This is a genomic window from Streptomyces sp. NPDC002817 (assembly GCF_053592055.1).
This window is the reverse complement of sequence record NZ_JBSFUY010000012.1, coordinates 78201-104684: the sequence shown is the minus strand read 5'-3', so window position 1 is coordinate 104684 and position 26484 is coordinate 78201. Positions and strand designations below refer to the sequence as shown.

The window sequence follows — 26484 nt, the reverse complement described above, 5'->3', positions numbered from 1 at the left end:
ACATGACGCAACAGGGAACCGACGTGAGCTGGGCGCTCCGCGACCTCGTGGAGTCCATCCCGGAGATCCGCTTCGCCCTTGTGGCCTCCAGCGACGGCAAGGCCATCACCTCGTTCGGCGCCGAGGACCCGGACGACGTGGACCGCTTCGCGGCGGTGGTGGCCGGTCTGCAGGCGCTGGCCCAGCCGGTCGCCGAGCAGTTCGTCCGACCCGGCGGGCAGCGGGGGCAGTTGCGGCTGGCGATGATCGAGGTCGACGGCGGTCACCTCTTCGTCGTACGCGCGGGGGTGGAGACGTATCTCGGTGTGCTCGCCCGTGAAGGCCTCGACCAGGGCCTGCTCGGGCACCAGATGAGGGACCTGGCCCGCAGGATGGGCGAGCTCCTCGGCACCTCTCCGCGCCTGGAGGAGCACTCTGGATGAGTGCTCCTTCCGGGCCCACGGATCCGTCCGGTCTCGAGCGCTACTACGTCCTCACCGGAGGACGTAGCGGACCGGTCGGTTCGGCGTCGAGCCTCGATGTGGCGACCCTCATCGTCTCCCGCACCGCCCCTGTCCCGGGGATGCAGCACGAGCACGAGGAGATCCTCCGGCGCTGCCGCGAACCGCTGTCGGTGGCCGAGCTCGGCGCCCACCTGGGACTGCCCTTCAACATTCTCGCGGTGCTGCTGACGGATCTGCTCGAGGCGGACCGCGTGGAAGCCCGTGACCCCGTCCCGGCGCACGACGCCCGCCGCGGGCCCGACCTCGCGCTCCTTGAGGAGGTACTCAGTGGACTTGAACGGCTTTGACCGGCTCGGCCGGCCGGACGACGGGGAGACCCGCTCGGTCAAGGTGATGATCGCCGGTGGATTCGGCACCGGGAAGACCACGTTGGTCGGCTCGGTGAGCGACATCAGGCCGCTCACCACCGAGGAGACCCTCACCGAGGCGAGCGCCGACGACGACCGCCTCATCGGGGTCGCCGACAAGACGGAGACCACGGTCAGCCTGGACTTCGGCAAGATCCGCCTCAACGACAGCCTGATGCTGTACCTGTTCGGCACCCCGGGCCAGGAGCGGTTCTGGTTCCTGTGGAACGGCCTGTTCAAGGGAGCGCTCGGCGCCGTCGTCCTGGTCGACACCCGGCGCCTGGCCTCCAGCTTCCGGGCGATCGAGGAGATGGAGCGGCAGAACGTCCCCTTCGTCGTCGCCCTGAACATCTTCCCGGACTCCCGGCACTATCCGGTCGAGGAGATCCGGGACGCCCTGGACATTCCCCCGCACATCCCGGTCGTGGCCTGCGACGCCCGTGACCGGGCCTCCAGCCGTGACGTCCTGGTCGCCCTGATACGTCATGTGAAGGACCGCTTCGCCGTCGCTCTGGAGCCCCGATGAACGACCAGACCTCACCCGGTGCCGACGAGCCCCGCGGGTGCCCCGTCGCGCACGGCGGGGCGGAGCTCACGCGGCTGTACGGTCCGGACGCGGCGACCGACCCGCAGGCCGTCTACGAGCGGCTGCGCAAGGAGCACGGCTCCGTCGCACCGGTGCTGCTGGAGGGTGACGTTCCCGCCTGGCTGGTGCTCGGTTATCGCGACAACCGGCGGGTGCTGGACAACCCTCGTCAGTTCAGCCGGGACGCCCGCATCTGGCGGGACTGGCGGGAGGGCCGGGTAGCGGAGACCTCGCCGCTGGTGCCGATGCTGGGCTGGCGGCCCGACTGTGTCTCCCAGGACGGAGAGCCGCACCGCCGGCTGCGTGGCGCGGTCACCGACGGACTGCTGGCCGCCTCGAGCCGCGGCATCCGGCGGCACGCCACGTACTTCGCGAACCAGCAGATCGACGTGTTCGCCGACGCCGGGCGCGCCGACCTGGTGGCCGACTACGCCGAGCACCTGCCGATGCTCGTGCTCACCCGGATCCTGGGCCTCCCCAAGGCGGACGGACTACGCCTGATCGAGTCGTGCGCCCAGGTCTTCAAGGGCGGCGAGGGCGCCCTCGTGCACAACGAGCGCATCATGCAGATCCTGGGCGAACTCGCCCGGCGCAAGCGGTCCGAACCGGGCTCGGACTTCACCACCGCCCTGCTGGAGCACCCGGCGGCGCTGGACGAGGACGAGGTCGTCAGCCATCTGCGGCTGGTGCTGATCGCCGCCCACACCACGACCAGCAACCTGCTGGCCCGGGTGCTGCAGCTGGTCCTGACGGACACGGCGCGGCTGTCCGGGCTGATCAGCGGTCAGCTGAACGTGTCCGCGGTGGTGGAGGAGGTCATGTGGAACACCCCGCCGCTGGCCGTCCTGCCGGGGCGGTTCGCCACCAGTGAGCTGGAGCTCGGCGGGCACGGCATCCAGGAGGGCGACCTGCTCCTCCTCGGCCTTGCGCCGGGCAACGCCGACCCGGAGATCCGTCCCGACGAGGGCGTGGCTGTCCAGGGCAATCAGTCGCACCTGGCCTTCAGCGCCGGTCCGCACGAGTGCCCCGGGCAGAGCATCGGCCAGTCCATCATCGAGGTCGGCGTGAACGTCCTGCTGCACCGGCTGACGGGCCTGTGTCTGGCGGTACCGCCGGAGGAACTCAGCTCGACCGCCTCCACGTGGGAGTTCCGGCTGGACAGTCTGCCGGTCGAGTTCGCCGTCTAGGCCACGCCGCGGACCGCTGCGCCCGGCCGGCTTCCGGCCGGGCAGCGCCGCGTCTGGAAGAGGATCGAGGCGTCAGCCGTCGAGCCAGTCGCCCTCGACGGCCGTGGGGCGGTATCCCGTGGCGTTCCACAGGAAGTGCGGGTGGGCACCGGCGAACATGTAGGCGAGCAGTGCGGTGTCCTCCCGCCCGGTCCGAGGGTCGTGCAGGGTGTGGAACTTCTCCGATCCGACCACGCCGGAGTCCTGCTGGATGTCACGGGCGCGGGCCGGGGACGGTGCGGCTCCGGAGGCCTCCACGGCGGCGATGTAGGTGCGGCGCAAGATCTCCCAGGTGCTGTCGATGTCGCCGTACCAGGGGCCGTGCAGTGCTTCGAAGGCATGGAGCTCGGCGTCGAAGAGGGTCCACGTCTCGGGATACTGGGCTCGGCAGCGTGCGGACAGCTCGGCGGTCCGGGGGCTCAGCGCCGGTGCGGTGGGCCGCGGGGCGATGGTGAGGGTGGTGCCCTCGGTGAGGACTCCGCTGCATGAGTTGGGCTGCAGGTCGCACAGCGGGCACCCCTCGGTCGGGGGGAGGCCCTGGGTGATGCCGTCGAACCACAGGGCGTGGCGGCCGGTGAGCCCCATCCAGACGACGGTGGTGGTCATCAGCCAGGTGTTCCACATCGGGTCATGCGCCTCGGGCATGCAGCCGTACTTGACGATGGCTATGGCGCAGGCGGCGTAGAGGGCCTTGGTGTGGGTGGGCATGTCGGCGAGCCAGAAGTTGCTGATCTCGCCGGTGAGGGCGTCGGCTCGTACGTCGGTCATGTCGTCGATGACGCGGCACAGCAGCAGGGAGGCGAGGTTCTCCTCCTGCCAGAGTTCGGTATCGGGTGCGACGTGCCAGAACAGGCAGTCCAGCATCTGCAGGGCCGAGTAGGCGCTCTGGCTGAGCGGGTTGGTCTGGGGCAGCGTGACGCGGCCCGAGGCGTGCTGCTGGAGCCAGTACTCGTCGACGGATCGTTTGTGGGCCGCGAAGAGTCCGCTGACCAGGGCCCGTGCGCTGTTGGCGCTGAAGTTCTCGGCCAAGCGGCCTTCGACGTGCTGGGTGAGGCGCGTTGTGTCGATGGTGTCGATCACGCGCTTGTATTCGTGGAAGACGAGGATGTCGTCCTCGAAGCGGTGGCGGTGGCCGAGGTCTCGTTCGAGGTCGTTCAACTGCCGGGTCCAGGACCATCCACCGGTCAGGACGCTGTCGAGTTCCCGGCGGTGCGGCCAGGTCTTGACGGTGAGGGGACGACCGGCGCTCTGCCGCCAACGGTAGTCGTCCAGTGTGCGCGCGGGGGGCGTGGGTATCCGACGGCACAGCGGGCAGGTGCAGACGGTCGTCTGCTCCTCCTCGTGCCGCGGGCTGAGCGCCCGGCTCCGCCAAGCTCCTTCCAGCATCGTGCAGGTCAGTCGGCAGATCTCGATGTCGGTGCCGACCTGGGGGAAGGCCGCTTCGATCACGCGCAGGCCGGTGTCGAGGTGCCTCAGCCTGGCGTAGCCCTCCTCGTCGGGCGGGAGGAACGCGGGCTGCGCCAGTCGCAGGGCTCCCTCCACATGGAGCGTGGTGCCGGCGTGGCGGGATCCGAGTGCGTCCAGCCGCTGCCGAGCGGCGTTCTGGGACCTTCGGTACTGTTCCGTGCTCCCCTTGATCCGTTTCACCAGGAGGTCGGCCAGGGTGTTCCCCGCCTCCGTGGGCCGGACCTGGGCGGGGGTGTCGGAGGGGAGGCCGAAGGTGACGTCCTGAGCCATGTGGTTCCTTTCGGGAGACGGCGCGCAGAGCCCCCCGCCCCTGCGGACGTGGGCGGCAGGGGAACCGCCCACGTGCTCGAACTGGGCTTCCCGGTACGGAAGTTGAACCGAGAAGCGGAACGAGACTCCCCAGAGAGTAAATGATCTACGCCATGACCCGGCGGTGATCTCCGTTACTGCTCAGGCCTCTTGAGCTGCGTACACTCCCACCCCGCCCACATAGGTGAGCGCCACCCTCGTCCCCGCGACCTCCGCAAGCGGACGATCGAACGGGTCCCGGTCCAGGACCACCAGATCCGCCAGCGCCCCCGCGCGCACCCGGCCGGACTCGTCGAGGTGGTTCACATACGCCGAGCCCGCGGTGTAGGCGGTCAACGCCTCGGTCAGGCCGATGCGTTCGGCGGGCAGGAACACCTCGACGCCCTCGCCGTCCGGGGCCACGCGGTTGACGGCGACATGGATCCCCTCCAACGGATCGGGGCTGCTGACCGGCCAGTCGCTGCCCGCGGCGAGCCTGGCGCCGGAGCGGAGCAGCGCGCCGAACGGGTACTGCCAGGCGGCCCGTTCGGGACCCAGGAAGGGAATGGTGAGCTCGTCCATCTGGGGTTCGTGGGCCGCCCAGAGGGGCTGGATGTTGGCGGTGGCGCCGAGCCGGGTAAAACGCGGCACGTCGTCGGGGTGCACGACCTGAAGGTGCGCCAGATGGGGTCGGGTGTCGCTCGGTCCGTTGGCGGTGCGGGCGGCCTCGATGGCGTCCAGGGCGTCGCGTACCGCCCGGTCGCCCAGGGCGTGGAAGTGGCACTGGAAGCCGAGCGCGTCCAACTCGGTGACGTACTTCGGCAGTTGTCCGGGATCGATGAAGCTCGTGCCCCGGTTGGCGGTGGCGCAGCCGCACTTGTCCAGATACGGGTCGAGCAGCGCGGCCGTCCCGGTCTCGGCGACCCCGTCCAGCATCAGCTTGACCGTGCTCGCCCTAAACCGGCCGTGGCTCAACGCGGCCCGCCGCTCCACGAGTTCGGGGATCTGTTCGGCCCCGCGTTCGCGGTCCCACCACAGGGAGCCGACGACACGCGCGGTGAGCGAGCCGTCCCGGGCGGCCGTCAGATACGCGTCGGAGGGGTCGTCCATGCCGAGGAAGGTTCCGACAAGCGCGTCCTGCCAGGCGGTGATGCCAAGAGAGTGCAGATGGCGCTGGGCGTGCAGCAGGGCGGCGAGCCGGTCGGCCGGTGTGGCCTGCGGGGTGAGGCGCCCGACGAGCTGCATCGCGCCTTCCTGGAGCGTGCCGCTCGGCTCGCCCGAGCCCGAGGCGTCCCGCTCGATCCGTCCGTCGACGGGGTCGGGCGTGTCCCGCGTGATGCCGGCGAGTTCGAGGGCGCGGCTGTTGACCCAGGCGCCGTGATGGTCCCGGTTGGGCAGATAGACCGGCCGGTCGGGGACGACGGCGTCCAGCAGCTCCTTCGTCGGCGTACCGCCCTCGAAAGCCTCCATCGACCAGCCGCCGCCGGTGATCCACTCCCGCTCCGGATGCGCGGCGGCGTACGCGCGCACGGCGGCCACGGTCTCCTTGGCCGTCTTGGCCCGGGTCAGGTCGCACTGGGTGAGTTCGAGACCGGCCGGGACCGGGTGGATGTGCGCGTCCTGGAAGCCGGGCAGCAGCAACCGCCCCGCCAGGTCGACCACTTCGGTCCGGGACCCCTTGAGGTCCAGGACCTCGTCGTGTCCTACGGCGGTGATGCGGTCGCCGGTGACGGCCACGGCGGTCGCGGTGCGGCCCTCGGGGGTGAGGACGGGGCCGCCGGTGAAGATGAGGTCTGCGTGCATGTTCCGTTCCTGTGAGGTCAGTCGGCTGAGCGGACCGGGCGGAGCCCGATGCCGGGTACGGCAGCGCCCTTTCGGGGGCGCGGGGCTGTATCGGATATGCGGCTCCGCCGCGTGGGCGCGACAAGCCCCCACCGGCCCGCGGGACGAGTCACCGCGCCTCCAGCGAAGTGCTGAGCAGCTGCGGCGCATCCGCATCCGTCCCTGAGCCCGTACGGAAGTACGGCGAGCGCCGCACCCACCTGGCCCACGCGGCGGCCACGAAGCCCGACGCGATCATCACCAGGGGAGTGCTGAGCAGGAACCAGCCGTTGTCCGCGCTGAGTTCGAAGTGATCGGTGGAGGTGTAGAAGGACCAGCCGAGATAGCCGCCGAGACCGAGCAGGGCCAGCGCGCTCAGGGTGGGCAGCACGACGGCCCGGACGCCCTGCTTCCAGTCCTCGCGCAGCAGTGAGCGGAAACGCACCGCCGCCGCGAGGGCCGTCAGGGCGTACGACAGGGCGACCACGATGCCGACCGCGCTCACCGTCGCCATGATCATGTCCGCGAGTCGCGGGATGACCAGCGCGAGGGCCGCGACCCCTGCCGCCAGGGCGCCGATCAGCACGGTCCCGGTGGCCGGAGTCCCGTACCGGGAGCTGACCTTGGACCACACCGGGCCGAGCGTACGGTCCCGGCTCATCGCGAACATCCCCCGAGCCGTCGGGATCACACCGGCCTGGAGCGAGGCCACCGCCGAGAACATGAGCGCCACCAGGGGCAGTGCGGCCAGCGGCTGCGAGGCGAGCCGGTCGCCGAAGTACGCCAGCCCCTCGGCCCCGTGCCCCGCCAGCTCCTGCTCGGACAGCACACGTTGGAAGGCGACCGAACCGAGCAGGAACAAGAACAGCATGGTCACCAGGGTGGTGAGGCCGGCGCGGGAGGCGTCCCGTGGATCGCGCACCTCCTCCGACACACTGAACGCGCTCTCGAAGCCCCAGTAGCAGAAGACCGACAGCAGCATGCCCTGCGCCAGCGCCGTCGCCGACGGGATCGCGAACGGGTCGAACCAGCTCAGGCTGAAGGGGTGCGGGCCGGTGACGATGCCGTATCCGCAGAAGCCCAGCAGGACGACGTACTCGAAGACCAGCAGGCCGCCCTGCAGCCGGGCCGCGGTCCGCACCCCCGTGACTGCGGTCAGCGTGACGGCGACCAGGACGAACACGCCCAGCGCGGTCGTCTGTGCCGTCGACCCCGGGTCCAGGGCGAGGCCGCCCAGCCGGCGCAGTCCGGCGTCGCCCGCCAGCTGGATCAGCGCCGAGCCGGTGACGGCCGTGGTGTAGGCGAGGAAGGCCACCGTCGCCACGATGTTCACCCAGCCGACCATGAAACCGAGCCAGGGGCTGAGCGAACGGCCCACCCACACATAGCCGTTGCCCGCGTTGGGCTCGACGCGGTTGAGCCGGGAGTAGGCGCCGGCGATGCCGAGGACCGGCAGGAACGCCAGCAGCATGATCGCCGGCAGATGCAGTCCGACGACCCCGGCCGTGACGCCGAGCCCGATGCCGATGCTGGTGGTCGCGGCCGTGCTGGAGGCGGCGATGGCGACGCCGTCGAGGACGCCGAGGGACTTGCGCAGGGTGGGCCCTGTGGAGGGGGCGTGGTCGGGCATGGCCGGTTCTCCGCTCGCACCGGGGGGCCTGGTAGGCCCCGGTGAGCCGACATGAAACTGTCCCGGGGCTTAACAGGTCAACGGTGTTGTCATAAGGTGCGGCCACGAGCCGGCGACCACGGCCCACGGAGGCACCCATGAGCGACCGCGTCGTCCCGCCCGCCGCCCGGCGGCGCAGGCGCCCCACCAAGCAGGGCGTCGTGCTGTCCGAGGAACTGATCGTCGAGACGGCGCTCAGGCTGATCGAGGAGCACGGGGCCGACGCCCTCTCGGTGCGCCGCCTCGGCCACGCCCTCGGCGCCGACCCCAGCTCGCTGTACCGCTACTTCCGGCACACCGACGACCTGATGCTGGCCGTCGCCGACGAGCTCATCGGCCGGACGCTGCGCATCTGGCGCCCCACCGGCGACTGGCGCGCCGACCTGCGCGACCTCGGCCTGCGCATGCACGCGGGCGCCCTCGCCCACCCCCGTGCTGCGGTGCTCAGCTCGCACCGGGTCACCGGCCGCGGTCACGAGATCCACGCCGTCGAGACCATCCTCGGCGTGCTCCGTGAAGCGGGCTTCCCCGACCCCGACGCGGTGCGGATCTACCACGCCTTCGTCGACCAGGCCCTCGCCTTCGCCGCCCTCGACTCGGCGAGCACCGCGCTGCCGAAGCCGGCCCGGGAGGCGGAAACGACCGTGTGGCGCACGACGTACGCCAAGCTGCCCGCCGACACCCACCCGCACATCGCCGCGACCGCCCGCCACCTCGTGGCCGACATGCCGCGCAGCTCCTACCCGGCTGCTCTGGAGATGCTGCTGAGTGCGGCGGCGGCCCGACTTGCGGAGATCGGCGACTGGCCCGAGGCCTCTCGGGACACACTGGGTACGTCCGTCAACACCGCCCCGACAGGAGAGCGTTCACCGATGACCAACCCGCCCGCACGCCCCGCCAAGCAGCGCAAGCAGGACACCCTGAACCGCCTGGAGCACGACGAGGACGTGTGGGTCGCCACCGCGAACGCCGACGGGGGAGTGCCGTTCCTCGTGCCGCTGTCCTTCCGCTGGGACGGCTCGACACTGCTCCTGGCCACCCCGGCCACCAGTCCCACCGGCCGGAACCTGAAGGCGACCGGCAGGACCCGCCTCGGACTCGGGCCGACCCGGGACGTCGTGATGATCGAGGGCACGGTCGAGACGTTCACCCCCGCCGAGCTGGGCGCGGAGGAAGCCGACCGCTTCGCGGCCGCCACCGGCTTCGAGCCGCGTGAACTCGCCACGCCCTACCTGTACTTCCGGGTCCGGCCGACCAGGGTGCAGGCCTGGCGCGAGGTCAACGAGCTCGCCGGGCGCGAGCTGATGCGGGACGGGGAGTGGCTGGTCGCCGACTGAACCGGGCGGTTCGGGATATCCGAGAGGTGGAGGGCAGCGGGACAGGCACGTCCCGCGCCCCGAACCGTTCGGAGGAGACATGGCATTGGTCAAAGCAGGCCTCGTGGTGCTCGACTGCGCCGAGCCGGAGAAGCTCGCCGGGTTCTACAAGGAGCTGCTGGACGCCGAGGAGACCCACGAGAGCGCCAACCGCGTGGAGATCCTGGGCGCCGGGGGGACCCGGATGGCGTTCCGGCGGGACATGAACGCGACGCCGCCGAGCTGGCCGCGCCCCGAGAACTCCCTCCAGGCCCACCTCGACTTCGTCGTCGAGGACCTGGACGAGGCCGAGCGCAGGGTCGTCGGGCTCGGCGGGCGGCCCCTGGAGACGAAGGACGCCTCCGGCCCGTTCGAGGAGCGCGGGTATGCCGACCCGGCGGGACACTCCTTCACCCTGCGCTGTGTCCCGCCGACGGCACCCAAACAGAGCTGACGTCAGTCCCGGCCGCCCTTGTCGTCGGCCGGCCAGACCCCGGTGGACCGCTCGATGGCCTTCGCGCCTCCGCGGTCCACCGCGCTGCGCACCACCGCGAAGATGGCGCCCTGGACGGCCGCGGCCAGCAGGATCTCCCCCCAGCCGCGATCCCGGTCCAGCGCGTCGGGAGCGTCGTCCTCGTGCCGGATCGCCTTCCACGTCTTCTGGAAGGCGAGCCCCGCCAGCGCCCCGCTCGACCAGCCCAGCGCGAACCCGACGGGCTTGTAGAAGAGGGGGAGCTTCAACTTCTTCTTCTTGGCCATGTGCGTCTCCTGTGTCCGTGTCGGTCAGTGCTGGTCCGGCACCGGGTCCGGCGGGGTCCCGTCGCCGAACGGCCGTCCGCCCAGCTCCTCGCGGTGGTGCGCGGTCAGCCAGCCCTCCGGGTCCGGCCCGAGCGGCACGATGCCGGTCGGATTGATCCCGGAGTGCACCTGGTAGTAGTGCCGTTTGATGTGGTCGAAGTCGACCGTGTCACCGAAGCCCGGCGTCTGGTAGAGGTCGCGGGCGTAACCCCACAGCACCGGGTTCTCGGTCAGCTTCCAGCGGTTGCACTTGAAGTGACCGTGGTAGACGGCGTCGAAGCGGACCAGCGTGGTGAACAGCCGGATGTCCGCCTCGGTGATCGTGTCGCCGACCAGATAGCGCTGCCGGGCCAGCCGCGGCGTCAGCAGCTCCAGGCGCCTGAAGACGCCCGCGCAGGCTTCCTCGTACTCCTCCTGCTCGGTGGCGAAGCCCGCTCGGTACACACCGTTGTTGACGTCCTCGTAGACGTCCGCCATCACGGTGTCGATCTCGTCGCGCAGCGCCCTCGGGTACAGGTCCGGGGCGCCGTCCCGGTGCAGGGCCGTCCACTCGGTGGCGAGGTCCAGGGTGATCTGCTGGTAGTCGTTGGTCACCAACTTGCCGCTCGGCACGTCCACGATCGCGGGCACGCTCACCCCGCCCGGGTGGCCGGACTCGCGCCGGTCGTAGGCCTCGCTCAGAAAGCGGATGCCGAGGACCGGGTCGCGGTCGTCCGGATCGAGGGTGAAGCGCCAGCTGCGGTCGTCCTGGATCGGGTCCGCGACGGCCAGTGACAAGGCGTTCTCCAGGCCGAGCAGCCGCCGCGACACCAGGGACCGGCTCGCCCACGGACAGGCCCGGCTGACGACCAGCCGGTAGCGGCCCGCCTCCACGGGCCATCCGTCGCGGCCGTCCGCGGTGATGCGGTCGGTGAAATGGACCTTGGACCGCTTGAACGTCTTGTTGCCGTACGCGCGGTTGCCGCTCATGCTGCCTCCTGCCTTGCGGGCACTCTTCCCACCGCGTTCCCAGATTTCGGCGTGTGAGCCGCCCCGCCGGGGGCAGTCGGCGAAGGTGAGCGGGACATCCACCGAGAATTCCGAAACCAACGAGGACCGGCGGACACGGGTCACCGTCCTGGTCGCGCTCGTCGCCAACCTGGTGATCGCGGTCGCCAAGGCGGTCGGCGGCCTGATCGCGCATTCGCCGGCCCTGCTGTCGGAGGCGGCCCACTCCGTGGCCGACAGCCTCAACGAGGTCTTCCTCCTCGCCGCGCTGCGCCGCAGCCGCCGCCCCGCCGACCAGCGCCACCCCTTCGGCTACGGCAAGGAGCGCTACTTCTGGTCGCTGCTCGCCGCCGTCGGCATCTTCGTCATGGGCGGCTGCTTCTCCTTCTTCCAGGGCTTCGAGGCCCTGCGCGGCGGCGCCGAGGAGAAGCTCAGCGGATACGTCGCGGGCCTGATCGTGCTCGGCGTCGCCCTCCTCGCCGAGGGTGCCTCCCTGGTGCGGGCCCTGTACCAGATGCACCGGCAGGGCGGCACCGGGGACGGCCTGCGCGACCCGGCCCTGCGCACGGTGATCGCCGAGGACGGCACGGCGGTGCTCGGCGTCACTCTCGCCATGGCCGGCATGGCCCTGCACATGGTCACCGGGGAGGTCGTGTGGGAGGCGTCCGCGTCGCTGGCGATCGGGGCGCTGCTCGTCTTCGTCGCCTACCGGCTGGGCCGCGACGCGCGCGACCAGCTGATCGGCGCCGCCGCCGACCCGGAGACCAGCGACCGGATCCGGTCCCTGCTGGCCGCGCAGCCCGAGATCGACAGCGTGGAGGCGCTGTTCACGATGCAGACGGGGCTGGAGTCCTGCCTGGTGGCCGCGCGGGTCGACCTGGTGCCGGGCATGGACAGCGAACGGGTCGAGGAGGTCGCCGTCCGTATCAAGCGGTCGGTCGCCGCCACCTTCCCGGAGGCGGACCAGATCTTCCTGGACATCACCGACCGGCCCGCCCGGGAGGCACGAGAAAGCCCCGCCGCGACGGGGGAACGCGGCGGGGCCTGAGGCTCAGGTGCCCGTCGGGTGGAGCTTCATGCGTACCCGCCCAAGATTTTTGCCCGAGGGCGGGGACGCGCTTCCGGATCAGTCCGTGTCGGCCGGTTCGAGCACGAAGACCGGGATCTCCCGGTCCGTCTTCTTCTGGTAGTCGGCGTACGGCGGATAGGCCGCCACCGCGCGCTCCCACCACTCGGCCTTCTCGGCGCCGGTGACCTCACGGGCGGTCATGTCCCGCTTCTCCGGCCCGTCCTGGAGCTCCACCCGGGGGTCGGCCTGGACATTGTGGTACCAGACCGGGTGCTTGGGCGCCCCGCCCAGCGAGGCGACCGCGGCGTACCGCCCGTCGTGCTCGACCCGCATCAGCGGAGTCTTGCGGATCTTGCCGCTCCTGCCACCCACGGTGGTCAGAATGATGACGGGCATTCCCGTGTTCTGCAGGGTGGTGCCCTTGGTGCCGCCGGAGCCCTCGTACAGCTCCACCTGCTCGCGCACCCACCCGGTAGGACTGGGCTCGTACTCGCCCTCGAGAGGCATGTCATCCGTCCCATCGTCGTCGTGTACTACGGCTTGCTGGCTGACACCGTCATTCAACACCTGAGCCCCGAGGATTCATCCGTTCCGGAGGCTCGGGTTCGATCGGGCTCCATGACCTCGGAGGTAATCGCGCATGCCGGTCGCCGCGGGCACAGTGAGAGCCGGCCGAAGGAGAGGATCACCGATGACCACCACCACCGCGACGACGACCCGTGCCGTGATCGAGGAACTGCTGCGGCGCATCGGCGCGGGCGACCCGGAGCGGATCGCCGAGCTCTACGCCGACCAGGGCGACTGGAAGCTGAACTGGCCGCAGGACGAGCACGGCCGCCCCGCCACCCCGTGGATCCGGCCCCGCTCGAGCCGGGCGGACGCCGCCGCCCACTACCGCGAACTGGCCGCCCATCACCTCCCGGGTCGGGCGGCCACCGAGATCGAGCGCATTCTCGTCGACGGCGCCGACGCGGTGGTCCTCGGCGAGATCCGGCAGACCGCCCGGGCGACTGGGCGTCCCTATCGCGCCAGGTTCGCCCTGCATCTGACCGTCGAGGACGGACTGATCGTCCGCCACCACGTCTACGAGGACAGCCTCGCCGTCGCCCGCGCCTTCGCACCGTGACGGTCACGACGGCAGCATCATCCGCACGGCCAGCCCCATGATCACGCCGCTCGACACCACGGCCGTCACCAGCCGCCCCCGCCTGCCGGTCAGCACCCTGCCGAGCAGTGCGCCACCCCCGGCCAGCAGGAGCTGCCAGCTCGCGGACGCGAGGAAGGCCGCCACGACGAACACACCCTGTTCCAGGGGGCGGACCGCGTCGGTGGTGCGGGTGCCGAGGACCAGGGCCGCGAAGTAGATCACGGTGGTCGGGTTGAGCAGGGTGATCCCGAGCAGTGCCAGATAGGCCCGCGCGGGGCTCGGGGGAGGCGGGTCGTCGCGCGTGGTGAGCCGACGGCCGCGGTACTGGCGTACGGCGACGACCGCACCCCGCACCGCCAACGCGAGCAGCAGCAGGGCGGAGGCCCAGCGCAGCGGCCCGAGGGCCGGACGCAGGGTGGCGGCGAGGGCGGAGCCTCCGACCGCGGCCACCAGGGCGTACAGCCCGTCGGCGGTCGCGACGCCGAGTGCGGCACAGGCCCCGGTGCGCAGGGAGGTACGGGCGGTGAGGGAGACGAGATAGGTCGCGACCGCGCCGACGGGCACGGCGATGCCGTATCCCGCGAGCAGCCCCGCGACGAGCGCGGCGGTCACGACGTGGGAGGCGTCGGTCCCCACGGTCGGCCGGACTGCTGCTGGAACCGCACCGGACGAACGGCGGCGGTCAGCGGCAGAAGGACAGCGAAGGTCGACATGGCCGGATTCTGGGGGCCGCCGGGGGTCGGCGGCAACCGAATTACCGGGGGCGATCCCCGGCCAGATCGCGCATCCGGGGGATCTGGCCGAACTTGCCGTCCCGGAACTAGATGCCCGGGGCATCCAATGGGAACACGTACGAGGCGCCCTTCGTCTGCGAGGTCTTCCATGACGGAAACGGAACCCGTCGCCTTCCCCCAGGACCGGACCTGCCCCTACCACCCGCCCGCCGCCTACGCTCCTCTGCGCGCCTCCCGCCCACTGACCCGCATCCGGCTCTACGACGGCCGTCCTGCCTGGTTGGTGACCGGACACGCACTCGCCCGCGACCTGCTCGCCGACCGACGGCTGTCCACCGACCGAACCCACCCCGACTTCCCGGCCCCCACCGAACGCTTCGCGGCGGTCAAGGACCGGAAGGCCGCGCTGCTGGGTTACGACGATCCCGAGCATCACGCCCAGCGCCGCAGGATGATTCCCAGCTTCACGCTCAAACGCGCCGCGGGACTGCGTCCGCAGATCCAGCGGATCGTGGACGAGCGACTCGACGCGATGATCGAACAGGGGCCGCCGGCCGAGCTGGTGAGCGCCTTCGCGCTGCCCGTGCCCTCGACGGTGATCTGCGCACTCCTCGGTGTCCCGTACGCCGATCACGACTTCTTCGAAGGGCAGTCGCGCCGGCTGCTGCGCGGACCGACGGCCGCCGACACCCGCGACGCGCGCGACCGGCTGGACGCGTACTTCGAGGAGCTGATCGACCGCAAGCGGCGGGACCGCGAGCCCGGCGACGGCGTGCTGGACGAACTGGTCCACGAGGGCGCCGTGGACCGCGGGGAGCTGATCGCACTGGCGACCATCCTGCTGGTCGCCGGACACGAGACCACCGCGAACATGATCTCGCTCGGCACCTACACCCTTCTGCAACACCCTGACCGGCTGGCCGAGTTGCGGGCCGATCCGGCTCTCCTGCCCACCGCCGTGGAGGAGTTGATGCGACTGCTGTCCATCGCGGACGGACTGCTGCGGATGGCGGTCGAGGACATCGAGCTCGACGGGGCGACGATCCGGTCCGGCGACGGCGTGGTGTTCTCGACCTCGGTCATCAACCGCGACGAGAACGTCTACCCCGCCCCGGACAGCCTCGACTGGCACCGTTCCGCCCGCCAGCACGTCGGGTTCGGCTTCGGCATCCACCAGTGCCTGGGACAGAACCTGGCCCGCGCGGAGATGGAGATCGCCCTGCGCACCCTCCTGGAGCGGCTGCCCACGCTGCGCCTGGCCGCCCCGGCGGTCGAGATCCCCTTCAAGCCCGGCGACACCATCCAGGGGATGCTGGAACTCCCCGTGACCTGGTAAGAGGCTCCGTCCATGCACATCGACATCGACAAGGACGTCTGCATCGGGGCCGGCCAGTGCGCCCTGGCCGCCCCGGGCGTCTTCACCCAGGACGACGACGGATTCGGCGAACTGCTGCCCGGCCGGGAGGACGGCGCCGACGACCCGATGGTGCGCGAGGCGGCCAGGGCCTGCCCTGTCGGGGCCATCGCGACGTCCGACTGATCAGCCGGAACGGGAGGTCCCTGCGGAAACCGTCACGGCCGGACGAGGTCCATCAGTGACCGGGCCGCCTCCCGTGCCTCCTTGGCCGGCCCGGTGCTCCGGGTGATGCCGGCCGTGACCATCGCCCCCTCGGCCAGCAGGAACAGCTGGCCGGCCAGGGCGTCCGGGAGCCCGGCGTCCGCCACGAGAGCGGCGAGGTAGGCGCGGAACGCCCCTTTGTGCGCCCGCACCTGGGCCGTCACCCGGCTCGACGTCGCGCCCAGTTCGCCGTGGGAATTGATCCACGCGCACCCGCGGAACCCGTCCTCCCCGAACCACCGCTCCAGCCAGTCGAAGACGGCGAGGATCCGCTCCCGGGGGTCCTCGCCGCGCTCCACGTACTGCGCGAGCCGCCCCCGCCACCGCACGTCACGGCGCTCCAGGTATGCCTCCACCAACTGCTCCTTCGCGGGGAAGAGCTGGTACAGCCGCTTGAGCGAGACCCCCGACGCGCCGCGGATGTCGTCCATGCCGACGGACTGGATGCCCCGGCCGTAGAACAGCTCCTCGGCGGCGTCCAGTGCCTGCTCCCGGGCGGTCGCGCTGTCCATGCCGGGTCACTCCTTGACGTGAGAACGTGCGTTCTCCTACGGTAGCAGCCACGCCTGAGAACGCACGTTCTCCCTTTCCGGCCACGGAGGATGACATGACCGACCGCCCGCCCCTGCCGCCCTTCACCCGCGAGAGCGCGGCTCGGAAGGTGCAGGCCGCCGAGGACGCCTGGAACACCCGTGACCCGCACAAGGTGGCGCTCGCGTACTCCGAGGACTCGGTGTGGCGCAACCGCGACACCTTCGTCACCGGCCGCGCCGAGATCGTCGAGTTCCTCACCGCGAAGTGGGCGCGCGAGCAGGAGTACGCGCTGCGCAAGGACCTGTGGGCCTTCGACGGCAACCGCATCGCCGTCCGCTTCCAGTACGAGTGCCGGGACGCCGACGGCCAGTGGTGGCGCGCGTACGGCAACGAGCTCTGGGAGTTCGACGAGCACGGGCTGATGACCCGGCGCGAGGCCGGCATCAACGACGTACCGATCGAGGAGAAGGAGCGCCGGGTCCTCGGCCCGCGGCCCGAGACCGAGCGCGGGGCGACCTTCCCGCTTCAGTAGGGTCGGCGGGTGATCGAACAGGCCGGAAAACCCTTCCTCTACGTCGTCGTCTGCGCAGCCGGGATCGCCGCGGGCGTCGGCGAACTCATCACCGCTGCCCAGGAAGAGGGCTGGGAGGTCGGAGTCATCGCCACGCCCGTCGCGATGAACGGCTTCTTCGACACCGCCGCCGTCGAGGCCCGGACCGGCCGTCCGATCCGCTCCGCCTGGCGCAGCCCCGCCGACCCGCGCCCCTTCCCGCCGCCGGACGCCGTGGTGGTCGCGCCCGCCACCTTCAACACCGTCAACAAATGGGCGGCCGGCCTGGGCGACACCCTCGCCGTGGGCACCCTGTGCGAGGCGTCGGGCCTCGGTGTCCCCATCGCCGTACTGCCGTGTGTGGCCGACGCGTTGGCCGCCCATCCCGCCTACCAGGACAGCCTGATACGGCTGCGGGGGATGGGGGTGCGGTTCGGTCCGCCCTTCGCGGGGGAGCCGGGGGCCGAGTTCGCGTGGAAGCAGGCGCTGGAACTGCTCAGACGGTGAGCTGCCACGGGGTGCCGATGGGCAGCCACTGCACCTGCGGGCCCTCGGCGAGCAGCTTCTCGGCAGTCTGTCGGCCCTCCTGGAAGTGCGACCAGCCCTCGTAGTGGACGGGCAGCACGGTGTGCGGACGCAGCAGGCCGCACAGCTCCACCGCCCGGGCCGCGGTCATCGTGTAGCGGACCGGTCCGGTCACCGGGAAACGCACACCGCCCAGGTGCAGCAGCGCGGTCCCCACGTCCACCCGGCGGGCGACCTCGCGCACCCCGTCGTACAGGACCGTGTCGCCCGAGATCCACAGCGCGCCGTGCTCCTGCCCCTGCCAGCTCAGCGCGAAGCCGGTCACCTCGCCGACGACGGGGCGGGAGAAGCGGGGGCCGTGGCGGGCCGGGGTGGCCGTGACCCCGATGGTGGGGCGGCCCGGTGTCTGGAGCCGCCAGGTCGTCCACGGGTCGAGTCCGCGGGCGTTGCCGCCCAGCCGACGGGCCCCGGACGGTGTCGTCAGTACGACGTCCGCCCTCGGCAGCAGGGCGCGTCCGGCCGTGTCCAGGTTGTCGGCGTGATGGTCATGGGTGAGCAACACCGCGTCCAGCGGCGGGAGTTCGGCGGCCGGCACGGCCGGTCCCGCGGTCTTGCGGGAGGAGGTGCCCCAGCCGAAGGAGTAGCGGCGACCGGGTGGGTCGAACGTCGGATCCGTCAGCAGTCGCCGGCCGGCGACCTCGATCAACGTGGTCGGACCGCCGATGTGCGTGACACGGATCTCCGTCATACGACGGTCCCTTCCGGAGGTCCGGGGCGGCATACGGCAACCGCCCCGGACGGTGGGCTACTCGGCGTGCGACACGGCCCAGTCGAGGGCGTGGTCGGCGACCTCCTCCCAGCCGGGCGCGGCGGGCAGCAGATGGGGGCGGCCCGCGAACTCCCTGACCTCGGTGACCGTGTTCGACTTGTAGTGCCTGGCGTTGGACTGCTGCACCTTGGGCGGCATCAGATGGTCCAGCTCGCCCGAGACGAACAACAGGGGCGCGCGGTCGTCGTTGTGGTAGTTCACGTACGTGCTCTGGTGGCCGGGCCGCAGCGTCGCCAGGGCGCTGTCCCAGAAGATGCTGCCGGACGCGGGGACCGCGTAGCGCCGGTACAGCGCGCGGGACTCCTCCTCCGGGAACGTGTTGGTGAAGGCGTAGTGCCACTGCTCGAAGGTGAGAGCGACCGCACGGTGCCGGTTGGCGGGGTTCTTCAGCACGGGGAACGCCGCCTTGATCTGGGTCAGCGGCACCACCGCGACGCCCTCCGTGGGCGCCGAGTTGAGGGCGACGCCCGCCGCCCCGAGCCCCCGGTCGAGCAGCAGCTGGACGAAGACACCCCCGGCGGAGTGGCCGATCAGAACGGGAGGTCGGTCCAGCCCGCGGACCAAGGTCTCCAGACTGTCGAGGATCTGTTGGACCGTCACTTTCTCGATCGGTGCCGGATCGGCGTTGAGCGACTCGACCTCCACCTCGAAGCCGGGGTAGGCGGGGGTGAGAACGCGGTAGCCGCGTTTCTCGTAGTGGGCGGTCCACTGCTCCCAGCTCCGTGGGGTGACCCAGAAGCCGTGGATGAGGACGATGGTGTCCGGAGCGCTCATGGCGCCTCCTTCGCGGGTGTCAGCGGGTGGCGCGGTACGCGGCCTCGATGTGCCGGACGACGGTGTCCGGGCGGGACATCATCACGACGTGCGAAGCCCCCTTGGCCTCGACGACCCTGCTGCCGGCGCGCTCGGCCATGAACCGCTGCGCGGCGGGCGGGATGACGCGGTCGGCGCCGGCGACGACGTACCACGACGGCAGGGACTTCCACGCCGGCACGCCGCTGTGGGAGCCCAACCCGCCTGTGCTGCCCGGGCGTTGGGACACCGCCATCACGCGCGTCAGCGAGCGCGGCAGGTCCTGGGCGAAGACGTCGTGGAACTTCGCCGGGTCGATGTAGCCGTCGGTGCCGGGATCGGTGCTGCCGGGGATCGGGTACGGCCGGGTGACCAGCGCTCCAGGCAACTGGCTGCCGGGGAACCGGCCCGCCAGGTCCAGCGCGGTCTCGCCCTTGTCGGGCGCGAACGCGGCCACGTACACGAGCGCCTTGACGTTCGGGTTGGCGAGCGCGGCATTGGTGATGACTTCGCCGCCGTAGGAGTGGCCGACCAGGATGACCGGGCCGGGGAACGTGGCGACGACGCTGGAGACGTAGGCCGCGTCACCGGCGAGGTCACGCAGCGGATTGGCCGGGGCGATGACGTCGTAACCCGCCTTGAGCAGACGGGAACCGACCTCGTTCCAGCCGGACGCGTCGGCGAAGACGCCGTGCACGAGGACGACGGTCGGTCTGGTGCCGGAGGCGGCCGAGGCGGGCGTCGCCGCGGTGCCGACGGTGAGCGCACCGCCCGCCGCGACGAGACCGCCGAGGACGCGACGGCGGGACTGGCTTTCGGAGACCATGCCTTGGGGGTTCCTTCCGGGGTCAGGAGTTGAGGAAGTCCAGCAGGTCGGCGTTGAGCTGGTCCTTGTGCGTGTCGGTGATGCCGTGCGGGGCGCCCGCGTAGACCTTCAGCGTCGCGTTCTTGATCCGCGCCGCCGACGCCCTGCCGCCCACCTCGAAGGGCACGACCTGGTCGTCGTCGCCGTGGACCACCAGCGTCGGCACGTCGAACGCGTCCAGGTCGGGGCGGAAGTCGGTCGCGGAGAAGGCCGCGACAGACTCGAAGGCGTTGCGATGCCCGGCCTGGAGCCCCTGCCGCCAGAAGGCGTCCCGAGCGCCCTGGGAGACATCGGCGCCGGGCCGGTTGTTGCCGAAGAACGGTCCGTCGGCCAGATCCCGGTACAGCTGCGAACGGTCGGCGAGCGAACCGGCGCGGATCCCGTCGAACACCTCGACCCGCACACCGCCGGGGTTGTCGTCGGTCCTGAGCATGAACGGCGGTACGGCGGAGACGAGCACCAGCTGGGCGATACGGCTGGTGCCGTGCCGGCCCACGTAGCGGGCGACCTCGCCGCCGCCCGTGGAGAAGCCGACCAGGGTCACGTCCCGCAGATCGAGCGTGTCGATCAGGGTGGCGAGGTCGTCGGCGTAGGTGTTCATCTCGTTGCCGGTCCACGTCTGCGTGGACCGGCCGTGTCCGCGCCGGTCGTGGGCGACGACACGGAACCCGTGGGAAGCCAGGAAGAGTTGTTGGGCCTCCCAGCTGTCGGAGTTCAGCGGCCAGCCGTGGCTGAGCACCACGGGCCGGCCCAGGCCCCAGTCCTTGTAGAAGATCTCGGCTCCGTCGGCTGCGGTGACGTACGGCATGGGAGCGCTCCCGTCTGCGAGACGTTGTCCGGCGCCCTGATCCTCGTTCGGCCGGCGGTGTCCCCGGACCCCGTGGAACGCGTAGTCGTGACCGGCCTCAGAGTCCGGGCGTCTCCCTCAACTGCCGCCGGGACCGTACGTCGAGCTTCCGGAAGATCTTCCGCAGGTGGTAGTCGACGGTGCTCGCGCTGATGAACAGCTGCGCGGCTATCTCGGCGTTGGTCGCGCCGCCGCGGGCGAGCCGGGCGATGGCGAGCTCCTGCGGGGTGAGCGCACCCGTCTTTCCGGCCGTCGCCCGGCCCGGGCTCTCACCGGTCGCGGCCAGCTCCTGGGCCGCCCGGCCCGCGTACGCCGTGGCACGCATCCCGTCGAACAACTCCCAGGCGGTACGCAGCTGTTCACGGGCGTCCTTGCGGCGCTTGCGGCGGCGCAGCCACTCTCCGTAATGGAGGTGGGTGACGGCGAGGTCGGCCCGGGCCCGGGTGCCGGACAGCAGGGCGATCGACCTGCGGTACAGGGCTTCGGCGTCGTCCGCGGTGGCGAGCAGGGCCTGGCAGCGCGCCAGCAGACCGCGGCTCCAGGGGGTGTCGGTGGCCGCGACCCGGGCGGCGAGCACACCCAGGGTCGAGGTGGCCAGGACACGGTCGCCGCAGCGGACGGCCGCCTCGATCAGCGGGGGGAGCAGCCGGGAGTGGAAGCCGATCAGGTCGTGCCCGGTCAGTTCGTGGGTGATGGTGCGGGCCCGGGCGTAGTCGCCCTGTCCCAGGGCCAGGATCACCATGCCGATCCGGGCGATGGACTCGACCGCGCCGTTGCCCAGCCAGGTGCCGGCTTCCATCGACCCGTGCAGGACCGCTTCCAGATCGGTCGTCTCGGCGCGCCAGGCCAGCAGTTCCGGATGACGGTACAGCTCCCACAGGTCCTCGGTGGCGCCCATCGCCGTGCGGATCTGGTGGCCCTGGGTGAACGCGTCGTCGGCCGTGGCGAGTTGGCCCAGGATCGTCTCGTGCATGACGGTGCAGTACAGGGCGCTGTCCAGCTGGAACAGGGCGCCGGTACGCCGGGCGACGTCCGCGGCTCGCTCCATCACAGCGCTCTGCGCCTGCTCGTCCCACAGCATCATCGACAGCGTGACGGTGGGCAGATAGGTGCGCAGCACCTCCTCGTCCGGGGTGCCGGAGTTCAGCACGTACGCGTGGGCGCGCCGCATGTGCGGCACCGCCTCCTCGTAGCCGTCGATGACGAGGACGGCGAACGCCCGTAGCACCAGGTCGGATCCGGTGGCGTCGGCGGTGCGCGGCAGCAGGTCGTCGATGGTGCGGGCGATCTCGGTCACCGTGGTGTCGCGGATGAGGTGTTCCGCGGTGACGGCCCGGTCCACCGCCCGCAGCAGGGCCTCGCGGGCGAGGTCAGGGTCCCGGTCGGCGAGGGCCCGCGCGGCACGCAGGCACAGCGCCGGGGCCAGGGCGAAGGATCCGGCGTCGCCGAGGGCGAACACCGCATGGGCGCGGACCAGCAGCGCCCGTCCCCGTTCGGTGTCGTCGAGGAACCCGATGTCGATCGCGTCGAGAAGCGCCTCCGCCTGCAGCGCCGCCCCGGCGGCCAGCGCGGCCTCCGCCGCGGCTAACAGTCGTCCGGCGCGCAGCCCGCCCTCCGGTGTCAGTTCGGCCGCCCGGGTCAGAAAGGTGGCACGGGCCGTGAAACCGCCCCGGGCGCCCGCCCGGTCGGCCGCGCGGGCCACCTCCGCGGCCACGGCGGTGGCCGGACCGATCGCCGCCGCGGCGAGATGCCAGGCCCGCCGGTCGGTGTCCGCCGGGCGGTCGGTGACCTCGGCCAGCGCCCGGTGGGCCCGCCCCCGCTCGACGCTGGTGGCTCCGCTGTACACCGCCGAGCGCACCAGGGGATGCCGGAACTCCACCGTGGAACGCACCACCACGAGCCGTGCCGCCTCCGCCGGACCGGAGGCCTCGGGGCCGATCCCGAGCCGTCGTGCGGCGCCCGAGACATAGCCGAGATCGCCGCCCGCCTCGGCGGCAGCGAGCAGCAGCCACATCTGCGAGGGCGCCGGCAACGCACGCACCTGCCGCAGATAGTGCGCCTCCGAACGGCCGCCCACCGGCAGTGGTTCGGGCAGCGCGAGCGAGCCGGAGAGCTGGTCGGCGGTCAGCTCCTGACCGAGGTCGGCCAGCGCGAGCGGGTTGCCCGCGGTCGCCGCCACGATGCGTGCCGCGACGCGTGCGTCGAGCGGTCCGGCGACCGTTTCCCGCAGCAGCTCCAGGGCGAAGGGCTCCTCCAGGCCGGCGACTTCGGTGACGGGCAGCCCCGCGGGTGCCTCGAACCCCGTCCGTGCCGCGAACAGCAGCCCGACACCCTCCGCGTGCACCCGCCGCCCCACGAACGCGAGCACCGCCAGGGACTCGTCGTCCAGCCACTGCGCGTCGTCCACGCAGGCCAGCACCGGTCGTCGCTTCGCCGCCTCCGCGAGGAGGGTGAGGGTGGCGAGCCCCACCAGGAACCGGTCGGGGGCCGGTCCGTCGGCCAGCCCGCACGCCACCCGCAGCGCCTCGTGCTGGGTGACGGGCAGCGCACCCGGTTCCTTGAGCCCCTCCATCACCGGCACCAGCAGCCGGTGCAGTGCGGCGAACGGGAACCCGGACTCCGACTCCACCCCGGCCACCCGCAGCACCCGCAGATCGGCGCCCTCCGCGGCCGCGTGGTCGAGCAGCGCGGACTTCCCGACGCCCGCGTCACCACGCAGCAGCACCACCCGGCTCAGCCCCTCCCGCAGGGCCGACACCAGGCCTTCGAGCTCTTTCCGTTCCCCGAGCCGTCCCTTGAGGATCACGCGAACGCCCTTCAGGGAGGCCTCAGTTGTGAGGGAGCCTTGGAGTTCTGGTGAAGTCCCGTCATTCAACCAATTACGGACGAGCCGTGTCCCGGGAACGGTTGACACCTCGGGCCCCGCGCGCACCTCACGCCGTACGCTCCCCTTCATGACCATCCGGAAGGCGGGAGCAGCAACGATGCAGTACGTGAAGCTCGGTTCGACCGGCCTGGACGTGTCGCGGATCTGTCTGGGGTGCATGACCTACGGCCTGCCCGACCGCGGCGTCCACGAGTGGACCCTCGACGAGGACGCGTCGAGGCCGCTGATCCGCCAGGCGCTGGACGCCGGCATCAACTTCTTCGACACGGCCAACGTGTACTCCGACGGCACCAGCGAGGAGATCGTCGGCAAGGCGCTGCGGGACTTCGCGAACCGTGACGAGATCGTCCTGGCGACCAAGGTGAACGGCCGGATGCGGACGGGGGTGAACGCCGCCGGACTGTCCCGGAAGGCGATCATGGCGGAGATCGACCACAGTCTGAGCCGCCTCGGCACCGACTACGTCGACCTCTACCAGATCCACCGCTACGACCCCCACACCCCCGTCGAGGAGACGATGGAGGCCCTGCACGACCTGGTCAAGGCGGGCAAGGTGCGCTACATCGGGGCGAGTTCGATGTACGCCTGGCAGTTCTCCAAGATGCAGTACACGGCCGAGCGGCACGGCTGGACCAAGTTCGTGTCCATGCAGAACCACTACAACCTCCTCTACCGCGAGGAGGAGCGCGAGATGCTGCCCCTGTGCGCGGACCAGGGCGTGAGCGCACTGCCTTGGAGCCCCCTCGCCCGCGGCCGGCTGACCCGCGACTGGGGCACCGTCACCGAACGCAGCGCGGGCGACAACTTCGGCGGCCGTCTCTACCTGGAGAGCGACCGCACCATCGTCGAGGCGGTCACCCGCATCGCGACCGACCGAGGCGTCCCCCGCGCCCAGGTGGCCCTGTGCTGGCTCCTGCACCAGAGCACGGTGGCGGCACCGATCGTGGGCGCCGCCAGACCGCACCACATCGAGGACGCGACGGCAGCGGTGGAACTGGAACTGAGCGAGAAGGAGATGGAGGAGCTGGAGAGCCCCTACACGCCCCGTCCGATCTCCGGCCACTGAGGCGCCCTTCAGGGGCGCGGGGCTGTATCGATGTGCGGCTACCGCCGCGTGGGCGCGACCAGCCACAACGGACCCGCAGTCGCCATACGGCTCTGCCGGCGCGGCGCTAGTGCGGCCCCTGCGGTGCGAACTCCGTACCGCACGGGCCCGCCCCCTCACTCTCGGCCAGAGCGACGCGGTCACCCCGCATCGACACCGTCCGGTAGTACTCCCCGATCCGCTCGGCCGACCGCCCCACGTAGTGACCGATGAAGGACCGCCGAAAACGACCGTCACTGCGATTCGGCTGCGACCCGTGCACCAGGCTCCCGTTGAAGAACAGGACATCCCCCGGCGCCATGTCGACCGGCACCGCCGCCAGCCCCGCCGGCGGCGGCACGTACTCCCGCGCGAACGACACCCCCTCGTCCGCCTCCTCCGGGCAGAACAGATCCATCCGGTGCGTCCCGGGAACGACTTCGAGCCCTCCGTTCTCCCGGTCGATCACATCGCATGCCACCCACGCCGCGACACACGTACCCGGCTCGACCCGCAGATAGAAGTTGTCCTGGTGCAGCGCCTGCCCCCGTGCCCCCGGCGGCTTGAAGTAGAACATGCTCTGTGCGGCCAGCACCTCCTCGTCGAACAGCGTCTCCAGCACCTCCCGCAACCGCGCGTCGAGCAGCACGTGCCGGGCACGCGCGTTGATCTCGTGCGGCTGCATCACCCGCGGGTACACACCCAACGGGTCCGCGCCGCCCCGCGGCTCGAAGTGCCCCGGCACCGCCCCGGCCGCGTGCAGCGCCGCGAACTCGCCGCACAGCCGGTCGATCTCGTCGTATCCGAACAATCCCCGTACGACGGTGAACCCGTCCTCCTGGAACTGCCGCAGCCCGGCCTCGGTCAGGACGGGGGTGCTGCCTGTGACTGTCATGCGTCCACTCCTCGCTCGGGTGTCCTTCGCATGTCACGCTAGGTCGGCCCACATCCCGGAAGGATGCCCGTGACCGCCGACGGACTGCCTGAGACTGCTGCGACGGACGTCCCCGCGCCGCCGCCGGGCCTCGTGATGCTCGGCCGTTTCGACGAGGCGCCGGGATACGACATCAACCGGCCGCAGGGATCGGCCAGTTGGCTGTTCACCTGGACCACGGGAGGCCAGGGGAGGCTGCGGCAGGGTGCGACCACCGCCCGGGCCGCCGCCGGGGACCTGGTCGTGCTCGCGCCGGGTGTCCCGCACGGCTACCGCGTCGGACCGGGCGCGCGACACTGGCGGTTCTGGTGGGTGCACTGCCAGGCCCGGCCGTCGTGGCTGCCCTGGCTGAGCCCGTACGGCACCGGCGACGGGGTGTACGTCGTCACCTCGACGCCGGCCACGCCGCAGGGCCGGATCGAGGCGGCGTTCCGCCGGATGCTCGTCGACGCGCGCCCGCCGGGCGTCGACGAGCCGGCGGCCGTCCCGGACGACCGGATCGCCGTGGCGCACGACACCGCCGCCCGTGAGCTCGCGCTGTGCGCTCTGGAGGAGGTCGTCCTGCTCATGGCCGCCGGTGCGTGCGAGCCGACGCCCCGACCCGGCCTCGACCCCCGTGTCCGCCGGGTCCAGGAGCTCCTCGCAGCCGACCCGGGCGCCGCGCACACCGTGGACTCGCTCGCCGCGCACGTCTCGCTGTCGCCCTCCAGGCTGGCCCACCTGTTCACCCGACAGGTCGGTGAGTCCCCGATGCGAGCGCTGCGCGAGGCACGGCTGCGGCACGCCGCGCGGCTCCTCGAAGGCACCGGCCTGCCCGTCGAACGGGTCGCGGCGGCATCGGGCTTCGTGAGCCCCTTCCATTTCCACCGGGTCTTCCGGGAGCGATTCGGTATGACGCCCGGCGCCTACCGGGCGGGCGGCCCAATGGTTGGAGCGTGACGTGCGTAGACCGGCCGTACGCGGGGTGGAGTGGCCGTTCAATGGTTTGGGCCGACGCCTGGTGAAAATCGTTCTCTATAACG

28 protein-coding genes and 1 pseudogene are annotated in these 26484 nt (G+C 71.4%); 15 read left to right on the top strand and 14 right to left on the bottom strand.

Annotated features, from left to right (window positions below):
- Positions 1–2: 2 nt before the first annotated feature.
- The 4 genes from ACWD3I_RS23350 to ACWD3I_RS23335 are packed head-to-tail and all read left to right on the top strand — an operon-like array spanning position 3 to position 2623.
- Positions 3–422 carry a roadblock/LC7 domain-containing protein gene (locus ACWD3I_RS23350; protein ID WP_046256912.1) on the top strand — a complete coding sequence of 140 codons (420 nt, stop codon included), beginning with the start codon at positions 3–5 and terminating at the stop codon, positions 420–422.
- Positions 419–790 (top strand): DUF742 domain-containing protein, encoded by a 372-nt coding sequence (locus tag ACWD3I_RS23345; protein WP_365404589.1) that lies wholly within the window; start codon positions 419–421, stop codon positions 788–790. Before ACWD3I_RS23350 ends, ACWD3I_RS23345 begins: the two co-directional genes overlap by 4 nt.
- The gene (locus ACWD3I_RS23340; RefSeq protein ID WP_266884706.1) at positions 771–1376 is read left to right on the top strand and encodes a GTP-binding protein; all 606 of its coding nucleotides are present in this window, start codon (positions 771–773) and stop codon (positions 1374–1376) included. The genes ACWD3I_RS23345 and ACWD3I_RS23340 overlap by 20 nt, the downstream gene beginning before the upstream one ends.
- Complete coding sequence (locus tag ACWD3I_RS23335) at positions 1373–2623, top strand: cytochrome P450 (RefSeq protein ID WP_365404585.1); 1251 nt, start codon at positions 1373–1375, stop codon at positions 2621–2623. Before ACWD3I_RS23340 ends, ACWD3I_RS23335 begins: the two co-directional genes overlap by 4 nt.
- Before the next feature lie 72 nt (positions 2624–2695).
- Here the strand turns inward: ACWD3I_RS23335 and ACWD3I_RS23330 are convergent, their stop codons facing one another.
- The 3 genes from ACWD3I_RS23330 to ACWD3I_RS23320 all read right to left on the bottom strand — a co-directional run bounded on the left by ACWD3I_RS23330 (position 2696) and on the right by ACWD3I_RS23320 (position 7868).
- A complete protein-coding gene (locus ACWD3I_RS23330; protein ID WP_365404582.1) occupies positions 2696–4399 on the bottom strand; it encodes a hypothetical protein in 1704 nt (567 codons plus the stop codon).
- Between the two features lie 180 nt (positions 4400–4579).
- Complete coding sequence (locus ACWD3I_RS23325) at positions 4580–6220, bottom strand: amidohydrolase (protein WP_365404579.1); 1641 nt, start codon at positions 6218–6220, stop codon at positions 4580–4582.
- Positions 6221–6368: 148 nt separating this feature from the next.
- Positions 6369–7868 carry an APC family permease gene (locus tag ACWD3I_RS23320; RefSeq protein WP_365404576.1) on the bottom strand — a complete coding sequence of 500 codons (1500 nt, stop codon included), beginning with the start codon at positions 7866–7868 and terminating at the stop codon, positions 6369–6371.
- 137 nt (positions 7869–8005) lie between these two features.
- On the opposite strand from ACWD3I_RS23320, the pseudogene ACWD3I_RS23315 reads away from it, so the two are divergent.
- From ACWD3I_RS23315 to ACWD3I_RS23305, 3 genes and pseudogenes are all read left to right on the top strand, one after another.
- Positions 8006–8704: pseudogene (locus tag ACWD3I_RS23315) on the top strand (TetR/AcrR family transcriptional regulator); the annotation flags it as partial.
- A 75-nt stretch (positions 8705–8779) separates the two neighbouring features.
- A complete protein-coding gene (locus tag ACWD3I_RS23310; protein WP_365404677.1) occupies positions 8780–9244 on the top strand; it encodes a pyridoxamine 5'-phosphate oxidase family protein in 465 nt (154 codons plus the stop codon).
- A gap of 79 nt (positions 9245–9323) precedes the next feature.
- A complete protein-coding gene (locus tag ACWD3I_RS23305; RefSeq protein ID WP_365404573.1) occupies positions 9324–9716 on the top strand; it encodes a VOC family protein in 393 nt (130 codons plus the stop codon).
- A gap of 2 nt (positions 9717–9718) precedes the next feature.
- Here ACWD3I_RS23305 and ACWD3I_RS23300 read toward each other — a convergent pair whose 3' ends face one another.
- Together ACWD3I_RS23300 and ACWD3I_RS23295 are read right to left on the bottom strand one after the other, a co-directional pair.
- A complete protein-coding gene (locus ACWD3I_RS23300; protein WP_361549940.1) occupies positions 9719–10021 on the bottom strand; it encodes a DUF4235 domain-containing protein in 303 nt (100 codons plus the stop codon).
- Positions 10022–10045: 24 nt separating this feature from the next.
- Positions 10046–11029 (bottom strand): glutathione S-transferase family protein, encoded by a 984-nt coding sequence (locus ACWD3I_RS23295; protein WP_365404570.1) that lies wholly within the window; start codon positions 11027–11029, stop codon positions 10046–10048.
- 85 nt (positions 11030–11114) lie between these two features.
- Between ACWD3I_RS23295 and ACWD3I_RS23290 the strand changes: the two genes are divergently transcribed.
- On the top strand, positions 11115–12095 hold the full coding sequence (locus ACWD3I_RS23290) for a cation diffusion facilitator family transporter (RefSeq protein ID WP_365404567.1): 981 nt from the start codon (positions 11115–11117) through the stop codon (positions 12093–12095).
- 78 nt (positions 12096–12173) lie between these two features.
- Here ACWD3I_RS23290 and ACWD3I_RS23285 read toward each other — a convergent pair whose 3' ends face one another.
- Complete coding sequence (locus ACWD3I_RS23285) at positions 12174–12623, bottom strand: nitroreductase family deazaflavin-dependent oxidoreductase (RefSeq protein ID WP_365404564.1); 450 nt, start codon at positions 12621–12623, stop codon at positions 12174–12176.
- Between the two features lie 184 nt (positions 12624–12807).
- Between ACWD3I_RS23285 and ACWD3I_RS23280 the strand changes: the two genes are divergently transcribed.
- Entirely contained in the window at positions 12808–13242 is a 435-nt protein-coding gene (locus tag ACWD3I_RS23280; RefSeq protein ID WP_365404561.1) for a nuclear transport factor 2 family protein, read from the top strand.
- 3 nt (positions 13243–13245) lie between these two features.
- On the opposite strand, the gene ACWD3I_RS23275 is transcribed toward ACWD3I_RS23280, so the two are convergent.
- Complete coding sequence (locus ACWD3I_RS23275; protein WP_365404675.1) at positions 13246–13875, bottom strand: LysE family transporter; 630 nt, start codon at positions 13873–13875, stop codon at positions 13246–13248.
- Between the two features lie 270 nt (positions 13876–14145).
- Between ACWD3I_RS23275 and ACWD3I_RS23270 the strand changes: the two genes are divergently transcribed.
- A complete protein-coding gene (locus ACWD3I_RS23270) occupies positions 14146–15333 on the top strand; it encodes a cytochrome P450 (RefSeq protein ID WP_365404559.1) in 1188 nt (395 codons plus the stop codon).
- Positions 15334–15345: 12 nt separating this feature from the next.
- On the top strand, positions 15346–15537 hold the full coding sequence (locus tag ACWD3I_RS23265; protein WP_365404556.1) for a ferredoxin: 192 nt from the start codon (positions 15346–15348) through the stop codon (positions 15535–15537).
- Positions 15538–15569: 32 nt separating this feature from the next.
- Here ACWD3I_RS23265 and ACWD3I_RS23260 read toward each other — a convergent pair whose 3' ends face one another.
- On the bottom strand, positions 15570–16127 hold the full coding sequence (locus ACWD3I_RS23260; protein WP_365404554.1) for a TetR/AcrR family transcriptional regulator: 558 nt from the start codon (positions 16125–16127) through the stop codon (positions 15570–15572).
- A gap of 95 nt (positions 16128–16222) precedes the next feature.
- On the opposite strand from ACWD3I_RS23260, the gene ACWD3I_RS23255 reads away from it, so the two are divergent.
- On the top strand, positions 16223–16681 hold the full coding sequence (locus ACWD3I_RS23255; RefSeq protein WP_365404551.1) for a nuclear transport factor 2 family protein: 459 nt from the start codon (positions 16223–16225) through the stop codon (positions 16679–16681).
- Between the two features lie 9 nt (positions 16682–16690).
- Positions 16691–17206 carry a flavoprotein gene (locus tag ACWD3I_RS23250; RefSeq protein WP_365404548.1) on the top strand — a complete coding sequence of 172 codons (516 nt, stop codon included), beginning with the start codon at positions 16691–16693 and terminating at the stop codon, positions 17204–17206.
- On the opposite strand, the gene ACWD3I_RS23245 is transcribed toward ACWD3I_RS23250, so the two are convergent.
- From ACWD3I_RS23245 to ACWD3I_RS23225, 5 genes are all read right to left on the bottom strand, one after another.
- Positions 17196–17972: an MBL fold metallo-hydrolase gene (locus tag ACWD3I_RS23245; protein WP_365404545.1), complete on the bottom strand. Its 777-nt coding sequence runs from the start codon at positions 17970–17972 to the stop codon at positions 17196–17198. The two genes, ACWD3I_RS23250 and ACWD3I_RS23245, sit on opposite strands and share 11 nt — an antisense overlap.
- 57 nt (positions 17973–18029) lie before the next feature.
- Positions 18030–18827: an alpha/beta hydrolase gene (locus ACWD3I_RS23240; protein WP_451084162.1), complete on the bottom strand. Its 798-nt coding sequence runs from the start codon at positions 18825–18827 to the stop codon at positions 18030–18032.
- 19 nt (positions 18828–18846) lie between these two features.
- Positions 18847–19671 carry an alpha/beta fold hydrolase gene (locus ACWD3I_RS23235; protein WP_365404539.1) on the bottom strand — a complete coding sequence of 275 codons (825 nt, stop codon included), beginning with the start codon at positions 19669–19671 and terminating at the stop codon, positions 18847–18849.
- A gap of 22 nt (positions 19672–19693) precedes the next feature.
- Complete coding sequence (locus ACWD3I_RS23230) at positions 19694–20518, bottom strand: alpha/beta fold hydrolase (RefSeq protein ID WP_365404536.1); 825 nt, start codon at positions 20516–20518, stop codon at positions 19694–19696.
- A gap of 97 nt (positions 20519–20615) precedes the next feature.
- On the bottom strand, positions 20616–23363 hold the full coding sequence (locus ACWD3I_RS23225; RefSeq protein ID WP_365404533.1) for a helix-turn-helix transcriptional regulator: 2748 nt from the start codon (positions 23361–23363) through the stop codon (positions 20616–20618).
- A 178-nt stretch (positions 23364–23541) separates the two neighbouring features.
- Here ACWD3I_RS23225 and ACWD3I_RS23220 point away from each other — a divergent pair, with 178 nt between their 5' ends.
- Positions 23542–24510, top strand: coding sequence for an aldo/keto reductase (locus tag ACWD3I_RS23220; protein ID WP_365404672.1), 969 nt, complete (start codon positions 23542–23544; stop codon positions 24508–24510).
- A gap of 106 nt (positions 24511–24616) precedes the next feature.
- Here the strand turns inward: ACWD3I_RS23220 and ACWD3I_RS23215 are convergent, their stop codons facing one another.
- Positions 24617–25423: a phytanoyl-CoA dioxygenase family protein gene (locus tag ACWD3I_RS23215; RefSeq protein ID WP_365404530.1), complete on the bottom strand. Its 807-nt coding sequence runs from the start codon at positions 25421–25423 to the stop codon at positions 24617–24619.
- Positions 25424–25486: 63 nt separating this feature from the next.
- Between ACWD3I_RS23215 and ACWD3I_RS23210 the strand changes: the two genes are divergently transcribed.
- Entirely contained in the window at positions 25487–26401 is a 915-nt protein-coding gene (locus tag ACWD3I_RS23210) for a helix-turn-helix domain-containing protein (protein ID WP_365404527.1), read from the top strand.
- Positions 26402–26484: the final 83 nt, after the last annotated feature.

Excerpts from the sequence above, each read along its gene's own strand:
- ACWD3I_RS23350 (WP_046256912.1), top strand. The coding sequence starts at position 3 with ATGACGCAACAGGGAACCGACGTGAGCTGGGCGCTCCGCGACCTCGTG.
- ACWD3I_RS23345 (WP_365404589.1), top strand. The coding sequence starts at position 419 with ATGAGTGCTCCTTCCGGGCCCACGGATCCGTCCGGTCTCGAGCGCTAC.
- ACWD3I_RS23335 (WP_365404585.1), top strand. The coding sequence starts at position 1,373 with ATGAACGACCAGACCTCACCCGGTGCCGACGAGCCCCGCGGGTGCCCC.
- ACWD3I_RS23330 (WP_365404582.1), bottom strand. The coding sequence starts at position 4,399 with ATGGCTCAGGACGTCACCTTCGGCCTCCCCTCCGACACCCCCGCCCAG.
- ACWD3I_RS23325 (WP_365404579.1), bottom strand. The coding sequence starts at position 6,220 with ATGCACGCAGACCTCATCTTCACCGGCGGCCCCGTCCTCACCCCCGAG.
- ACWD3I_RS23320 (WP_365404576.1), bottom strand. The coding sequence starts at position 7,868 with ATGCCCGACCACGCCCCCTCCACAGGGCCCACCCTGCGCAAGTCCCTC.
- ACWD3I_RS23310 (WP_365404677.1), top strand. The coding sequence starts at position 8,780 with ATGACCAACCCGCCCGCACGCCCCGCCAAGCAGCGCAAGCAGGACACC.
- ACWD3I_RS23305 (WP_365404573.1), top strand. The coding sequence starts at position 9,324 with ATGGCATTGGTCAAAGCAGGCCTCGTGGTGCTCGACTGCGCCGAGCCG.
- ACWD3I_RS23300 (WP_361549940.1), bottom strand. The coding sequence starts at position 10,021 with ATGGCCAAGAAGAAGAAGTTGAAGCTCCCCCTCTTCTACAAGCCCGTC.
- ACWD3I_RS23295 (WP_365404570.1), bottom strand. The coding sequence starts at position 11,029 with ATGAGCGGCAACCGCGCGTACGGCAACAAGACGTTCAAGCGGTCCAAG.
- ACWD3I_RS23285 (WP_365404564.1), bottom strand. The coding sequence starts at position 12,623 with ATGCCTCTCGAGGGCGAGTACGAGCCCAGTCCTACCGGGTGGGTGCGC.
- ACWD3I_RS23280 (WP_365404561.1), top strand. The coding sequence starts at position 12,808 with ATGACCACCACCACCGCGACGACGACCCGTGCCGTGATCGAGGAACTG.
- ACWD3I_RS23270 (WP_365404559.1), top strand. The coding sequence starts at position 14,146 with ATGACGGAAACGGAACCCGTCGCCTTCCCCCAGGACCGGACCTGCCCC.
- ACWD3I_RS23265 (WP_365404556.1), top strand. The coding sequence starts at position 15,346 with ATGCACATCGACATCGACAAGGACGTCTGCATCGGGGCCGGCCAGTGC.
- ACWD3I_RS23260 (WP_365404554.1), bottom strand. The coding sequence starts at position 16,127 with ATGGACAGCGCGACCGCCCGGGAGCAGGCACTGGACGCCGCCGAGGAG.
- ACWD3I_RS23255 (WP_365404551.1), top strand. The coding sequence starts at position 16,223 with ATGACCGACCGCCCGCCCCTGCCGCCCTTCACCCGCGAGAGCGCGGCT.
- ACWD3I_RS23245 (WP_365404545.1), bottom strand. The coding sequence starts at position 17,972 with ATGACGGAGATCCGTGTCACGCACATCGGCGGTCCGACCACGTTGATC.
- ACWD3I_RS23240 (WP_451084162.1), bottom strand. The coding sequence starts at position 18,827 with ATGAGCGCTCCGGACACCATCGTCCTCATCCACGGCTTCTGGGTCACC.
- ACWD3I_RS23235 (WP_365404539.1), bottom strand. The coding sequence starts at position 19,671 with ATGGTCTCCGAAAGCCAGTCCCGCCGTCGCGTCCTCGGCGGTCTCGTC.
- ACWD3I_RS23230 (WP_365404536.1), bottom strand. The coding sequence starts at position 20,518 with ATGCCGTACGTCACCGCAGCCGACGGAGCCGAGATCTTCTACAAGGAC.
- ACWD3I_RS23220 (WP_365404672.1), top strand. The coding sequence starts at position 23,542 with ATGCAGTACGTGAAGCTCGGTTCGACCGGCCTGGACGTGTCGCGGATC.
- ACWD3I_RS23215 (WP_365404530.1), bottom strand. The coding sequence starts at position 25,423 with ATGACAGTCACAGGCAGCACCCCCGTCCTGACCGAGGCCGGGCTGCGG.
- ACWD3I_RS23210 (WP_365404527.1), top strand. The coding sequence starts at position 25,487 with ATGCCCGTGACCGCCGACGGACTGCCTGAGACTGCTGCGACGGACGTC.